Annotated in this window: 14 protein-coding genes and 1 pseudogene; 13 read left to right on the top strand and 2 right to left on the bottom strand. The window is 43.5% G+C overall.

Features of this window, described 5'->3' with window-relative positions; translation table 11 throughout:
• Positions 1–343 precede the first annotated feature (343 nt).
• From DXD02_RS03960 to uvrB, 11 genes and pseudogenes are all read left to right on the top strand, one after another.
• On the top strand, positions 344–2,041 hold the full coding sequence (locus tag DXD02_RS03960; RefSeq protein ID WP_158580168.1) for an extracellular solute-binding protein: 1,698 nt from the start codon (positions 344–346) through the stop codon (positions 2,039–2,041).
• A 101-nt stretch (positions 2,042–2,142) separates the two neighbouring features.
• Complete coding sequence (locus DXD02_RS03955) at positions 2,143–4,986, top strand: beta-glucosidase (RefSeq protein WP_118601769.1); 2,844 nt, start codon at positions 2,143–2,145, stop codon at positions 4,984–4,986.
• Between the two features lie 57 nt (positions 4,987–5,043).
• Positions 5,044–5,205 carry a helix-turn-helix domain-containing protein gene (locus DXD02_RS16330; RefSeq protein WP_082426292.1) on the top strand — a complete coding sequence of 54 codons (162 nt, stop codon included), beginning with the start codon at positions 5,044–5,046 and terminating at the stop codon, positions 5,203–5,205.
• Between the two features lie 68 nt (positions 5,206–5,273).
• On the top strand, positions 5,274–6,833 hold the full coding sequence (locus DXD02_RS03945) for a carboxylesterase/lipase family protein (RefSeq protein ID WP_117761402.1): 1,560 nt from the start codon (positions 5,274–5,276) through the stop codon (positions 6,831–6,833).
• A 21-nt stretch (positions 6,834–6,854) separates the two neighbouring features.
• On the top strand, positions 6,855–7,703 hold the full coding sequence (locus DXD02_RS03940; RefSeq protein WP_158555036.1) for an MBL fold metallo-hydrolase: 849 nt from the start codon (positions 6,855–6,857) through the stop codon (positions 7,701–7,703).
• Positions 7,704–7,843: 140 nt separating this feature from the next.
• Positions 7,844–8,449 carry a YczE/YyaS/YitT family protein gene (locus tag DXD02_RS03935; protein ID WP_117510997.1) on the top strand — a complete coding sequence of 202 codons (606 nt, stop codon included), beginning with the start codon at positions 7,844–7,846 and terminating at the stop codon, positions 8,447–8,449.
• A gap of 91 nt (positions 8,450–8,540) precedes the next feature.
• Positions 8,541–8,957 carry a hypothetical protein gene (locus DXD02_RS03930; RefSeq protein ID WP_118596014.1) on the top strand — a complete coding sequence of 139 codons (417 nt, stop codon included), beginning with the start codon at positions 8,541–8,543 and terminating at the stop codon, positions 8,955–8,957.
• Positions 8,948–9,046: pseudogene (locus DXD02_RS16205) on the top strand (DEAD/DEAH box helicase family protein); the annotation flags it as partial. The gene DXD02_RS03930 and the pseudogene DXD02_RS16205, both read left to right, overlap by 10 nt.
• A gap of 270 nt (positions 9,047–9,316) precedes the next feature.
• Entirely contained in the window at positions 9,317–9,658 is a 342-nt protein-coding gene (locus DXD02_RS03925) for a nucleotidyltransferase domain-containing protein (protein ID WP_118666419.1), read from the top strand.
• Positions 9,645–10,076 (top strand): HEPN domain-containing protein, encoded by a 432-nt coding sequence (locus DXD02_RS03920; RefSeq protein ID WP_055228289.1) that lies wholly within the window; start codon positions 9,645–9,647, stop codon positions 10,074–10,076. The genes DXD02_RS03925 and DXD02_RS03920 overlap by 14 nt, the downstream gene beginning before the upstream one ends.
• Before the next feature lie 459 nt (positions 10,077–10,535).
• The gene (uvrB, locus tag DXD02_RS03915) at positions 10,536–12,536 is read left to right on the top strand and encodes an excinuclease ABC subunit UvrB (protein ID WP_055228290.1); all 2,001 of its coding nucleotides are present in this window, start codon (positions 10,536–10,538) and stop codon (positions 12,534–12,536) included.
• A gap of 210 nt (positions 12,537–12,746) precedes the next feature.
• On the opposite strand, the gene DXD02_RS03910 is transcribed toward uvrB, so the two are convergent.
• A complete protein-coding gene (locus DXD02_RS03910) occupies positions 12,747–12,965 on the bottom strand; it encodes a helix-turn-helix domain-containing protein (RefSeq protein WP_055228291.1) in 219 nt (72 codons plus the stop codon).
• A 172-nt stretch (positions 12,966–13,137) separates the two neighbouring features.
• Between DXD02_RS03910 and DXD02_RS03905 the strand changes: the two genes are divergently transcribed.
• Entirely contained in the window at positions 13,138–13,503 is a 366-nt protein-coding gene (locus DXD02_RS03905) for a hypothetical protein (protein WP_117804611.1), read from the top strand.
• 77 nt (positions 13,504–13,580) lie between these two features.
• Here DXD02_RS03905 and DXD02_RS03900 read toward each other — a convergent pair whose 3' ends face one another.
• Positions 13,581–13,799 carry a helix-turn-helix domain-containing protein gene (locus tag DXD02_RS03900; protein ID WP_117509604.1) on the bottom strand — a complete coding sequence of 73 codons (219 nt, stop codon included), beginning with the start codon at positions 13,797–13,799 and terminating at the stop codon, positions 13,581–13,583.
• A 284-nt stretch (positions 13,800–14,083) separates the two neighbouring features.
• On the opposite strand from DXD02_RS03900, the gene hrcA reads away from it, so the two are divergent.
• Positions 14,084–15,142, top strand: a complete 1,059-nt coding sequence (gene hrcA, locus DXD02_RS03895; protein ID WP_022461073.1) for a heat-inducible transcriptional repressor HrcA — start codon at positions 14,084–14,086, stop codon at positions 15,140–15,142.
• The last annotated feature ends 5 nt before the right edge of the window (positions 15,143–15,147 follow it).

Here is a 15,147-nt window from a genome sequence, read left to right as displayed (position 1 = left end):
TATTCATTCTTAGCAAAAGACATGGGATCACCTCACAAATAATCTGAGATCATGATACCATTTCCTGACATAAATTTATTGTTTTATATGAAATTTTCAAGGTTCGCACGGGTGTACCTTTTTTTACAAAAATGATTAGTCAATATTTCTAAATTTAAAGGTTAATTCTTCTATATCTTCCAATATACTATCCATGATATCTTTTAGATAAGTAAAAACGCGCGTGAAAATCTAAAATAATTTTGGAGAGTTATTGCAATGAGAGACAAATAATAGAGGTATTGTAAAATCTCAAATGTTTGGCCTTATAGTAGGACTTTCTAAGAATATAGGGAGGAATAACATGAAAAGGAAGAAAATTTTAGCTCTGCTTATGGTAGCAGCACTCTGCGTTGGAACAGTGGCAGGATGTGGCTCCAAGGATACGGAAAGCAGTAAGAGCGAAAGCGGCAAGAATGAAAACAGCGAGAGCAGTACTGGGGACAGTGAGGATGATTTGTCACCTATAACTTTCAAGTACTACAATGCAGACGGAAAAAATGGTAACTGGGAAAATCCTGTTGCTCAGGCGATTACTGAAGCCACAGGTGTGACTTTGGATATTTCCTATCCGGTATCCAGTACAGGCGATCCTGACGAGGATATATCTTTGATGATTGCTGAGGACAAATATCCAGATATGATTTATGCTAAGCAAAGTGTAAACAGTCTGTATGAGGCAGGTGCACTTATTGATATGACAGATCTGATCGAGGAATATGGTCCAAATATTAAAAAAATGTACGGCGATGAGTTTGAAAAGCTGAAATGGGGTTCTGGAGATGAAGGAATATATCAGCTTTCTTATGCTGGTGTAGGATACCAGATTTTGGCAACCGGAGGAAACTGCCAGATACAGTACGCAGCTCTTAAGGAAAATAATTATGAATATCCTAAGACTCTGGAGGAGTATGAAGCCCTGATCAAGCAGTACCTGGCAGCACATCCTAAAACCGATGATGGTCTGGATACCATTGGTATTTCCATGAGTGCTGCTGACTGGCACTGGCTCATTACACTCAGTAATCCCGCTGGATTTATTGCTGATGGTGCACCGGATAACGGTTCCTGGCTTGTTGATGATAACTATAACTGCATTTACAAGCATGTGAGTGATAAAGAAAAAGAATATTTCAGATGGCTGAGTCGTATGTATGATGAGGGAATTCTGGATCCAAACTTTGCAACACAGACAGATGACGATTACATTGCAAAGCTTGCCAGCGGACGTGTTGTAGCTATTACTGATGCACTTTGGCATTATGGACAGGCGGAAGCAACATTGAAAGCAGAAGGAAAACTGGATAAAACATATTGTCCGCTTCCTGTGACAATTGATGCTGAGACGAAGGCACCCACACTGATGTATCAGGGTCTTCAGGTTGGATACGGACTGGCAATCACAAAGGACTGTGAGGATCCGGTTCGTGCAATTAAATTCCTTGATTATCTCTGCTCCGATGAGGGTGCAGTACTTTACAAATGGGGTGTTGAAGGAGAAAACTATTTTGTAGATGAGAATGGAATGAGATATCGTACGGAAGAAGAGATTGCAAAAGCAAGTTCTGATCCGGATTACGGAAAAAATACTGGTATTGGCAATTATACGGGATTTCCGATTTATGGAGACGGTGCAGTGGATGAAAATGGTAATCCTTACACACCTGTTACGAGAGAATCTGTAATTGCAGAGTATAACGAGGAGCAGAAGGCAGCTTGTGAAGCATGGAATGTAGAGATGCTGACCGATATCTTCCCGCAGCCAGATGAATTCGAAACACCGCCGTATTCCCCACTTTGGGCATATGCGACACCGCAGGAGATTACGAACAATGTGGAAATTCTGAATGAGATTGCATGGCCGGGACTGATTAAGTGCGTGACAGAAAGTGTAGATAATTTTGATGCAAACTGGGATAAGCTGATTGCGGATTATGAGGCTAATGGATTGGAAGAAACAGAACAGATGATGACAGATTTCCTGGCAGAAAAAATTTCATAAACAAAAATATGGAAACTGATAAAGGGACCTGATTCGTAAGGAGTCAGGTTCTTTTCATAAATGGATAAGAGGGGAATAGAAATGAAAGGCAGGGAAAAAATATGAAAAGTAATACGATATATCCGCCGATGTCCGAACGTGAGATCAGCGGTGCTGCAATATCGAGAGAAGCGGCGACGCAGGGAATGGTACTTTTAAAAAACATAAATGGGGTTCTTCCGTTAAAGGGCAGGGGAAAGATTGCCTTGTTTGGAAACGGAGCTGCCAGAACAATCCGCGGCGGAACGGGATCGGGAGATCCTTTTAACGGCGGTCTTTCCGGCGGTGGTGATCAGGATGTGGATCAGTCTCTGCGTTATCATATTAATATTCTGAATGCTATGGAAACAGAAGGTTTTGAGATTGTGAACCGGGAACAGCAGATGGCGTGGGCCAGATGCTATGATCTGGCCAAAAGAGAGATGAAGGACCAGGTCATGAGTGTTTTTGCGTTTCCGGAGGAACCGCTGACAACAGAAAAACTGGAAGAATATGCAAAAGAAACAGAAACTGCTATTTGTGTCATTTCGAGAAATTCCGGTGAGGGAAATGATCGTTTCATGAAAAAAGAAGTATCCATTGGGGATAAAAAGTATGAAATTGGAGATTACAGGCTTTCTGCAGTGGAGATGGATAATCTCAAAAAGCTGCGGTCAGCTTTTTCCTCATTGGTACTGGTGCTGAATGTTCCGGGCTCCATATCGGTGCAGGATCTGGAGGCGGCTTGTGCGGATGCTATTCTTCTCATGGGGCAGGCAGGACAGGAGGGAGGAGCCGCCGTTACCGATATTCTCACAGGTAAGGCAACACCGTCAGGAAAGCTGACCGCAACCTGGGCAAAAAAATATGAAGATTATCCTACGGCAGGCAATTTCCTTCAGGATTTTAATAAAGCAGTATATACGGAAGGAATTTATGTAGGTTATCGTTACTTTGATACATTTAATGTTGAGCCGGGGTATCCTTTTGGTTATGGACTCTCCTATACGACATTTGCACTGGGAAATCTGGAGGCATCGCTGGATGAGGATACACTGGTTCTTGGCGTAACAGTAGAAAATACAGGAGCGTTTGCCGGACGTGAAGTTGTGCAGGTATATGTTTCTGCACCGGTATCGGAGATGGATATGCCGGAACAGGAGCTGAAAGGTTTCCAAAAAACGATGTTACTGGCACCGGGCGAAAAGGAAGATATCAAAATCCGCATACCGCTACGTAATCTTGCATCTTATAGTGAAAATGCAGGAGGTTATATTCTGTCAAAAGGAGATTATGGAGTGCGTATCGGTACTTCTTCCAGAGATACAAAACCGGTGTGCAAGATTCGGCTGGAACAAACTGCTTTGACAGAACAGGTATTGGTGGAGCTTCCGTTAACGGAAACTTTGGAGGAAAAGAAGGGGTTAACTGACCGAAAGGATGAAACTATATGGAAGGATGTACCGGTTCTTCTGGCTGTGCAGATACCGGAAACGCTGGATTCGCGTTCAGCCTATAGCGATGAAAAGGTGGTTACATATGCGACAGATACCAGCTATCAGCCGGTTATGCCTTACGAAACAGTACGGTATGTGGAAAAGAAAGAATGGAAGCTGAATGATGTGGCTTCGGGCAGAGTGTCAATGGAAGAATTTGCCGCACAGCTTGATGCTGCACAATTGGCGGATCTTTGCTGTGGTACAGGCTGGGGTGTGCAGGATGAGAACAATCCTGTGATTGGAGCCAGTTCGGAATCTGTACCTGGAGCGGCAGGGGAAACAACACACGCACTGGAAAGTTATGGTGTTTCTTCTATTGTATTGGCAGACGGTCCGGGCGGTGTGCGTATCACACAGCAGTTTGAGGCAACCGATCTGGAATCGGGGGAAAAGAGGCAGGTATACCATTACTGTACGGCATGGCCGGTGGGTACGCTTCTTGCTCAGTCTTTTGATCCGGAAATTTTGGAACAGGTAGGATGCGGAATGGCAGCAGATATGCAGGCAATGCGGATTGATTTGCTTCTGGGACCAGGAATGAATATTCAGCGTGATCCTATGTGCGGACGAAATTTTGAATATTTTTCTGAAGATCCTCTCATATCTGGAAAGATGGCGTCAGCAATGGTACGCGGCCTTCAGAGCCTGCCAGGAGGAGGTGGATGCATTAAGCATTATGCAGCTAATAATCAGGAGACGAATCGGAATGCTGTGGATTCTGTGATTGGTCAGCGGGCACTGAGGGAAATTTATCTGGAACCCTATAAAATTGCTATTCAGGAATCTCAGCCGTTGTCTATCATGAGTTCCTACAATCTGATCAACGGTGTTCCTACAGCAGATAGTTATGACTTATGTACGGATCTTGCCCGCGGAGAATGGGGATTTGAAGGTCTGATCATGACTGATTGGAACGGAGGCAGCAGTACACCCTGGAAATCCATGCATGCCGGAAATGATTTGATTATGCCGGGAGGAAAAGGAAGGGCCATGAATATTCTTCAGGCTGTGAGAACAGTTATGCCGGAGTTTGATGAACGTGGGCAGGTAATTATGGTGCAGGAAGTACCATTTGCACCGGTTTTTGCAGCCCGCTGGAATTCCTTTACGGTTGATCCGGAAGGACCGGATACAGTCATGGCACCTCTGGGTGAAGGACATACTGCCGAGATGAAGGATGGAGAGATTTTGGTTGATGGGGAAAAAGTCTACATGCAGGCAAATGATATGAAAACATTTTTCAATGATCCGGCAAGCTTTGTGCCAAAGATATGCCCGGCCAATGAGGAAGTTGCTTTTATTTTAGATGATGGCAGAGCAATCGGGTACAAAGGACATTTGGATAAGAAACCTCGTCTGTGTCTCGGAGATGTGCAAAGATGTGCAGTCCATAATCTTCGGATCATTCTGAAATGTATGGGATTATAGTAGATGGGTATCAACAATTATTGCATAATGAGGTGAAAAAGTTTAGAAAATGAGAGGATGACTGAAGTCGGAAAAGAGATTGGATATGAAAATACGGAAAACTTTTTTCGTGTGTTTAAAAAGCATTATCATATGACTCCCTCTCAGTATCGGGCTGCAATACAGGAAGAGACCAATATGCAAACTGTATGTGGAGATAGAGATGTAATAAAACGGTAACAAAAAAATGACAAAATGGTAATGAAATAAGATATACATAAAATTACTAAAGAAAGGTGGAATACAAAATGGGAGATTGTTTTTACTGTAGTAAGGCAGAACCGGTAGTTCAGACTAAGGCGGGTAAGATACGGGGATTTAAGATGAATTCTACATACACTTTCCATGGCATCAAGTATGCTGATGCTGATCGCTTTCAAATGCCCAGAGAGGTAAAACCATGGAAAGGTATTAAAAATGCTCTGGCCTATGGTTATGTGTGCCCTATGCTGATGCAGGATCATCCGTTGATGGAGGTTATGATCCCACATCGTTACTGGCCAATGGATGAGAATTGCCAGTATCTGAATATTTGGACACAGAGTCTGGATCCGGAAGCAAAAAAACCGGTTATGGTATGGTTGCACGGAGGTGGATTCTTTGCAGGCTCATCCATTGAACAGGTGGCGTATGAGGGAGATCATCTGAGTGAGTACGGAGATGTGGTTGTCGTGTCATTGAACCATCGTCTGAATATTTTGGGATATCTTGATTTATCTGCTTATGGGGAAAAATACTACAATTCTGCTAATGTGGGAAATGCAGATATGGTCGCAGCCCTTCATTGGATTCAGGACAATATTGCTGGTTTTGGCGGAGATCCAGGTAATGTAACCCTGTTTGGTCAGTCCGGTGGTGGAATGAAAGTTTATTCCCTGATGAATACACCGGCTGCAGAAGGTTTATTCCATAAGGGGATTATCCAGAGCGGCGTAATAGAAGAAGGTAAAAAAGAGGCAGAGGATGACGGTACCGCAATTGTGGAGGCCCTTCTGACGGAATTGAAGTTGGAATCCGTTGAGGATTTGGAAACGATTCCTTACTATTTCCTTGCGGAAGCATATAATAAGGTGTCACCCAAGCTGCAGGAGAAAGGACTCTACGTGGGAGGAGAGCCGAGAGCAAATTCATGGTATGCCGGTGATCCGCGCAGAGTAGGATTTACCGATGGAGCAAAAAAGATTCCGGTGATAGTGGGTAGCGTTTTTGGAGAATTTGATTTCAAGCCGGTTCTGGAGAATAGGGATGAACTGACCCGTGAGGAAACGATGAAACTTCTGGAAAAATGCTTTCAGGAGGATGCAGAAGAGATTGCAGCAGAATTCGAAAAAGCATATCCGAATAATCGCCTTGTAGATGTTCTGTCGCTGGATTATATTTTCCGTTATGCATCGAAAGATTTCATTGCGAAGAAGTCAGTACATAAGGAAGCTCCCGTATATTCCTACATGTTTAATTATGAATTCCCATATGAGGGAGGAAAACTGGCATGGCATTGCTCTGAAATCCCGTTTGTTTTCCATAATATTGACCGAATTCCTATCTGCAATGTGCCGGGAGAAACAGACCGCCTGCAGGAGAGAATATGTGGTGCCTGGATAAACTTTGCGAGATACGGAAATCCTTCCGTTCCTTCTCTTCCGCAGTGGCCGGTATGTGAGCCAGGTAAAGAGGCAATTATGATTTTTGACAATATCTGCGAAGTTAAAGATAATTATGACCACAGGCTGATGGAGCTTCTTGTTAAACATGCTCCGGCATTTACTGTACCATTAGATGAGGATGCAGAAAATGTATTTATGCACTGATGCGGAAAGGATGGAATGCATATGGCAAAGCTGACTACATATCAGGTGACGGAGATTGCAAAAGACACCTGGGTTATCAATGAGGCTGGTATGACAGCCATGTTTTTGTTAAAAGGTACGGAACGTGCATTACTCATCGATACGGGTGTCGGAATGACAGACCTGAAAAAGCTGATTTCCTGGCTGACTCCGCTTCCCTATGATGTAGTGCTGACACATGGACATCCGGATCATATCGGAGGAGCTGCTCAGTTTGAAGAGGTATATATTCACGAAAAAGATGAGGATAGTCTTAAACCGATAAATTATGATAGCATCGCAGATTATGTGGAACTTTTGGGAAATATGGGAGCTTACGATGTGTATGACTGTAGCCCTGCGGATATCCGGCGGATACAAAAGATGCCAAAATGTCTTCCTTTGAAGGAGGGGATGGTGTTTGAGCTGGGGGGACGCAGTATCGAGGTAATTGAGACACCGGGTCATACATCGGGAGGCTGTTGTTTCCTTGATCGGAAAGAGCGAATCCTGTTTTCTGGAGATGCCTGCAATGGTAATCTGCTCTGCAGAGACAGTATTAATACACTATTGGGAGCTCTGGATAAAATCAAGTCCTATGAAAGTGAATTTGACCGCAATTTTAATGGCCATGTGGGATATGCGGGAATGCCTTTCGTTGGTTCCATGGATCATAGCATCATGAATACAGCGATACGCATCTGTGAGAATATCCTTTCAGGAACTGCGAAAATCGAGGATGGCGGTAAGAATGCGTTTGACGGAGATTGCAAGGTTGCGACAGACGGAAGAATCCGTATTGTATTTTCCCCAGACAGACTGATAGATGAAGGTGAAATTCCAGTAAGATAAACACAACAGACTCCGCTGGGGTTAACTTAAGCCTGAAAGCCTTGAAATCAAGACCTTTGGGCTTTTTATAAGTGTGCCATCAAGGCAGAATCTCCGGTTCTGGTGGCTTACAGTACCATAGACATGATGAGGTAATAAGAATGAAAAAATATTTTTTGTATTTTCTTGGTTTGAATTTAATAGCTTTTGCTGTTGTATTAAATGTTCGCTTTGATTTAGGAGTTGCTGCTTTTAGTTCTGTGATGTATTCAATATCACAAATCTATAACATTTCTTTAGGAACAGCTTCTATTATCTGTTACTTAATATTTGTTATTATTCAATGTATTTTATCCAAAAAGATCACAGTTACTTTTATTTTAGAAATTCCGTTATCGTTTGCTTTTGGTTGGTTGACTGATTTATATGATTTTATAATTCCTACATTATCGTTAAGTTTATACTTAAGGGTTATTTGTTTTATTATGACGATGTTCATTACTGCAATGGGCGTATTTTTAAGCGTGAAAACAAATCTTATTTTAACACCAACTGATGGTATTGTAAAAACTATTTCAGAAGTCTTCTCTTTTCCTTTTTCAATAGTGAAAAATACTTTTGATATTACACTTGTGTTTGTCACTATTATTTTATGTTTAATTAATCATACCCATTTTTATGGTCTTGGTATAGGAACCATACTGACAGCCTTATTTATAGGAAGAATTATTAATATTTATGAAAAAAAGATACAGTTATCTTTTTAAAGGTGGCAATTGGGTATTACGATGCTAAACTGTTGGGGTTTAGTCATATATTGAAATGATCGTATCTGTATGATAGTATATCAGATGGAGAATGTCTCCATCTGATATGTCATTTACGGCGAATACCTATTATAATTATAGGGACTGTATTCAGAAACATATTATTCCCAGAATTGGCGGTCTGAGGCTGCTTGCGCTCAATCAAGGGCATCTGATGAAAATGTATAAAGAACCTGTAAAACAATATTCTGCTATTCCTAAAAGGGCAAGAACAATTATGAATACCTCTATGAGATACGCATTATCGAAAAGGTTGATTATGACGAATCCCTGTGAAGGTTTGGAACTGCCAAAAGGAGTAAAAAAGTCAAAGTATTATACGATTATTGTAGATGAGACTAAAACATATACTTTGGAGCAGGTAAAACTGTTGCTGGAAGCATCGAAGGAGACACGGATCCATATGCAGATGGTCTTTGCCTTGTTAATGGGGCTTAGCCAACCTTGATCATAGCGCACAATAAAACACTTGCAGCACAGATGTATGGTGAGTTTAAGGAATTCTTCCCGGAAAACGCAGTGGAATACTTTGTCTCCTAGTATCTTGATATTAATTTGCATACCATATATTGATTTGGAAAGGTAAAATAATACTATATAAAGCATAATAAACGATGCGTTAAAAGTAAATGGACATGATGGATTGGCTATAACGGTGAACAAAATTCGTCGAAGAAAGTAGTAAAATTGATACATGGAAAATACTGATTGAGAAACGAAGGTAAACTGGTTATAATAAAATCAAGAAGAAAGATTTGTGAATCGAGAAACTTATAGTATTATCAGCAGAAAATGAGGTGATGATGTATGCCAAAGATTATGCAGGATTTAATTAAAAAGTATGTGGAAGAGGTCAAGAAGATTTATGGTTCCCATGTACGTCAGATAATCCTTTATGGTTCTTATGCAAGGGGTGACTTCCGTCCGGATTCTGATGTGGACATTATGATTCTGGTAGATATGTCAGATCTGGAATTAAAGGCATATGCACAACAGCTCTCGTACATGACCTATGACTTTAATATGGATCATGACACGGATATTAAGCCTATTGCAAAAAGTGAAGCACATTTTAACAAGTGGATTGTGAACTATCCATTTTATTCCAATATTCATAAAGAAGGGGTAGTTTTGTATGGAGCAGCATAATCAGGAAATCGGTACTAGACGGGATCTGGTGTTATATCGTCTGGAAACAGCCCGAAATGATCTGAAATCAGCAAGAGCATTATTTTCTATTGAAGATTATAAAGGAGCCAATAACAGGGCATACTATTCTATTTTTCATGCAATTAATGCAGTACATGCTGTAAGCGGTAAAGCATATAAAAGGCATAAGGATGCTGTGGCTAACTTCAATAAGGATTATGTGAAAACATCAGTGTTTCCAAGAGAAATGGGAAGGAAAATCGGACAGGCAGAAGAGATTCGCCATGCCAGCGATTATGATGATTTTTATATTGCAAGTAAAGAAGAATCAGAACGGCAGATTTCAGTTGCAGATGAATTTATAATTCTGGCAGAAAAATATTGTATGGAACAGCTTGAAAAACAAAAGGAAAATTGAAATGAACGAGGATGCCCCTCAGGGTTTGAAGCCCTGAGGGATATTTTATGTAAAAGTATATTATTCTAATAAGCACAACGGATGCTCCCCATACCACAATGGAAATATTATAGCTGAGGAGATTCCGCCGGAATTGCTTTCTTATATGGAAGAAGTATTACCGGAAAAGAAGGAGCTGGATACGGAAATTGTTCTGGATACAATGATAAATGTAAATGAATTTTTGAAGAACTAATGTTCGCATCATATATACAATTTTAAATTTCCATGATATAATATCTCTTACATTTGAGTGTTAATTCGTCCACGTTAGTTTTACTACTTTTTATCAGTCTATAAAATATCGGGTGGTGAACAGAATTCGTCGAGAGGCATATTCGGCTAAAATCAGAGAATGTGCTTCGACGAATTTCTGACTGATAGACGAACTTTTTTGATATAAAAACCAGGAGGTGCTTTTTGCAGAATTCACAACAAATATTCAAATTACACTCCGAATACCAGCCTACAGGCGACCAGCCCCAGGCAATCGAAAAACTGGTCAAAGGCTTTCAAGAAGGCAATCAATGCGAGACTTTGCTGGGCGTTACAGGTTCCGGCAAGACCTTTACCATGGCAAATGTTATTGCACAGTTAAATAAGCCAACCTTGATCATAGCGCACAATAAAACACTTGCAGCACAGCTGTACGGTGAGTTTAAGGAATTCTTCCCTGAGAATGCAGTAGAATATTTTGTCTCCTACTACGACTACTACCAGCCGGAGGCTTACGTGCCGTCTTCGGATACGTATATTGCAAAGGACTCTGCGCGGAACGATGAGATTGATAAGCTGCGGCTTTCCGCGACTTCTGCACTGAGTGAGCGGAACGATGTCATTGTGGTTTCCAGTGTTTCGTGTATCTATGGAATCGGAAGCCCGAAGGACTACATGGAGATGATTATTTCGCTCCGCCCGGGAATGGAAAAGGACCGGGACGATGTGATCCGGCAGTTGATTGATATTCAGTATGACCGGAATGATATGGATTTCCACCGCGGTACGTTCCGCGTGCGCGGTGATGTATTGGAGATTTTTCCGGCGGAGGAGACGGACAAGGCGGTGCGCGTCGAGTTCTTCGGGGATGAGATTGACCGTCTGGTGCAGATCGATACGCTGACGGGTGAAATCTTATGTGAACTGAACCACATCGCAATCTTTCCTGCCTCCCACTACGTTGTGCCGATGGACACGATCCTGAAAGCAACAGGCGAGATTGAAAAGGATATGGAAGAGCAGGTGAAGTTCTTCAAGCACGAGGGAAAACTGATCGAGGCCCAGCGCATCGAGGAGCGGACCAATTTTGATATTGAGATGCTCAAAGAAACCGGCATCTGTTCCGGCATCGAAAACTATTCGCGTTACCTCTCCGGATTAAAGCCAGGCGAGCCGCCCTACACACTGATGGACTATTTCGGAGATGATTTCCTCATCATCGTGGATGAGTCGCATAAGACTGTTCCGCAGATCCGCAGCATGTATGCCGGCGACCAGTCGCGGAAATCGACGCTGGTGGACTATGGATTCCGTCTGCCGTCCGCAAAAGACAACCGCCCGTTGAACTTCGGCGAGTTCGAGGACCGGATCGATCAGATCCTCTTCGTATCTGCCACGCCGGGCGACTACGAGGCAGACCACGAGCTGCTGCGCGCCGAACAGATCATCCGCCCGACCGGCCTTCTCGACCCGGATGTCGAGGTGCGCCCGGTGGAGGGACAGATCGACGATCTGATTTCGGAAGTAAAGAAAGAAACTGAAAAACACAACAAAGTTCTCGTGACGACGCTGACGAAGCGTATGGCAGAGGATCTGACCGACTATATGAAAGAGGCCGGCATCCGCGTGCGCTACCTGCACTCCGATATCGACACCCTGGAACGGACCGAGATCATCCGTGATATGCGTCTCGATGTCTTCGATGTGCTCGTCGGCATCAACCTTCTGCGTGAGGGTCTCGACATCCCGGAAATCACACTCGTGGCGATCCTGGATGCCGATAAAGAAGGTTTCCTGCGTTCCGAAACCTCCCTGATCCAGACCATCGGCCGTGCCGCACGAAACAGCGAGGGCCATGTTATCATGTACGCCGATGTGATGACCGATTCCATGCGCCTCGCAATCGACGAGACGAAGCGCCGCCGTGCCCTGCAGGAAGCCTACAACAAAGAACACGGCATCACTCCGACCACCATCAAAAAAGCCGTCCGCGATCTCATCAGCATTTCGAAAGAAGTGGCAAAGACAGAAGAAAAGATGGAAAAAGACCCGGAGTCCATGAGCCGCGAAGAACTGGAAAAACTGATCGGCCAGGTACAGAAACAGATGAAAGCCGCTGCCGCCGAACTCAACTTCGAAATGGCCGCCGAGCTGCGTGACAAAATGATCACACTGAAGAAGAGCCTGGATGACATGGAAGAATAAAAAATCAGAAATAAAAAAGAAGAAAAGAGCATGAAAAAAAGCGTGCCGGAAAAGCGACAGAAAACTTTCCGGCACGCTTTTTTGCGTCCGATTTTGATTCCTTCTTGTTCAGAATTGACGCAAAATAAGAATACCATTATAATATAAAATGCGACCAAATGGTCGTATCAAAACGCAAAACACAAAAATAAAAAGACAACAATAAAAAAATTAATCGCCGAATTTTCTCTTTTTACTGGAGACACTCAGCAGATAGTCGACCGAGCAGTCATAGAACCGTGCAAGCCGGATCACATAGTCGATCGGGATGTCGCGGATTCCTTTTTCGTAGCGGGAATAGACGTCGCGGTTGCATTCGAGCAGGGCAGAAATCTCTTTGATGGTGAGATCCTGATCGATCCGCATATCTTCAATTCTCTGGTATTTCATACGTTGTACCATCCTTTCAGATTCAAACCCATACTACCAAACGGTTGGATGGACAAAGTTAAATCAGATCATATGGTCGCAAATTGGAGAATGGGGCGGGAGAGAGAAACGGCGGGTGAAGACAGCCTGTGCAGAAAACAGAAAAATATGTACGGCAGAAATGGGGGAACGAATGGGAAAAGCAGAAAGAATAGAAATAGAAGATTTTGTCCAGAATATAGTGGAACGGATGGAGACGCCGGAAGCGTTTGAAAAAATGATCAGCCGGGAGGAAGAATGCGAAGCGCAGGGGCGGGAGAGCCGTCTGAGGGATGTGCTGAAGAAAGAATGGCCGGTGGACGAAAAGGGAGAGCGCATCTATCAGATCACTAATATATATGAAGAAAAAGCAGAAGAACTCCTCATTGTAGAACTGTATACCGGCATCCACCTGGAAAACGGAGTCCCGTGCGGGCATTTTACGCTGTATCTCTGCGGGGAGCCGGACGGATGGAAACTCAGCGAAACGCGGATGATGGAATATCTGCAGAATCTGTAAACGAAGAAGCAAAACAGGGAGGACAGGGAGAAGAAAAACTGTCCTCCTGCTTTTGCTGCGGCGGAGACACCGGAAAGTCAGGATCCATACGGCCGCTTCTCATCGCTGATGCCGACCAGATAATCCAGACTGACCTGATACAGCTCCGCCAGACGGATGGCAATGGAGATCGGCAGCTGCCGGACGCCTTTTTCATATCGGGTATACACATCGCGGTTGCAGCCGAGATAGTCGGCAACCTGGCGGATCGTCAGATCGCGGTCCGTGCGCAGATCCTCCAGTCTCTGATATTTCATGATTCATCACCTCTGAGAAAATGCTACTAAATGGTCGTATCGAAATGGCAGAATCCTACCATACGGCTATAGCGCCTTTGAAACAGTAGAATGCAATAAAAAAGAAAAGTCAGATTCCTTTTCAGAAAGAAAACGGTTTATACTTTTTTCACAATTTCTTCATAGAAAAACCGGGAAAAGGTGTTGACAAACAAAAGGCAGAGTGCTATCTTAAGAACATAGATGTTAGCACTCCACTGAAACGAGTGCTAACAGGACTATACAACAGGAAGGAGCTTATCTTAGTGGATACAGAATTGGATGAAAGAAAAAGAAAAATATTAAAAGCGATCATCCAGACGTATCTGGAAACGGGCGAGCCGGTCGGCTCAAGAACGATTTCCAAATACACGGATTTGAATTTAAGCTCCGCCACAATCCGGAATGAAATGTCCGATCTGGAAGAGATGGGTTACATCTTACAGCCCCACACTTCCGCAGGACGCATTCCTTCCGATAAAGGCTACCGCCTCTATGTAGATGAGCTGATGCGGGAAAAAGAACAGGAAGTTGCAGACATCAAAAACATGGTCATTGAAAAAACAGACCGAATGGAAAAAGTTCTGCAGCAGGTTGTCAAAGTCCTCGCTTCATCTACCAACTATGCAACGTTGATTACAGGACCGGAATATCACAGAAATAAAGTGAAATTCATCCAGCTCTCAAAAGTCAATGAAGAGCAGCTCCTGGCCGTCATCGTCGTAGAAGGCAACCTGGTGAAAAACCAGATGATCGACCTAGACGAGACCATCAACGATGAACAGATATTAAAGCTGAACCTGCTTCTGAACACACAGCTCAATGGCCTGACCATTGAAGAAATCAATCTTGGCATGATCAAGAAGATGAAAGAGCAGGCAGGCATCCACTCCGGCATCATCAGCAAAGTGGTCGATACCGTAGCGGAAGCCATCGCAGTCAGCGAAGAAGATGTGCCGGTGTACACCAGCGGCGCAACCAACATTTTCAAGTACCCTGAGCTTTCCGACAGCAGCAAAGCCAGCCAGCTGATCTCCACATTCGAGGAACGGCAGAAACTGGTCGATATGATCAAAGGAGCTGCCGAGGAGCAGGACGGAGAGGAAAATACCGGTATTCAGGTATACATCGGAAATGAATCTTCGATGGAACCCTTACGGGACTGCAGCGTGGTCACCACCACATACGATATGGGAAACGGTATGCGCGGAACAATCGGTATCGTGGGACCAAAGCGGATGGATTACGAAAATGTGGTAGATAACCTGAAAACATTAAAAGTTCAACTGGACGCCGTCTTCAAAAAGCCGGACACAGGTGAGTAGAAAGG

This window comes from Blautia sp. TF10-30, from assembly GCF_003481245.1.
Taxonomy (GTDB): domain Bacteria; phylum Bacillota; class Clostridia; order Lachnospirales; family Lachnospiraceae; genus Fusicatenibacter; species Fusicatenibacter saccharivorans.
The sequence above is the reverse complement of the archived record's forward strand: the minus strand, read 5'-3'. Positions and strand labels throughout refer to the sequence as shown.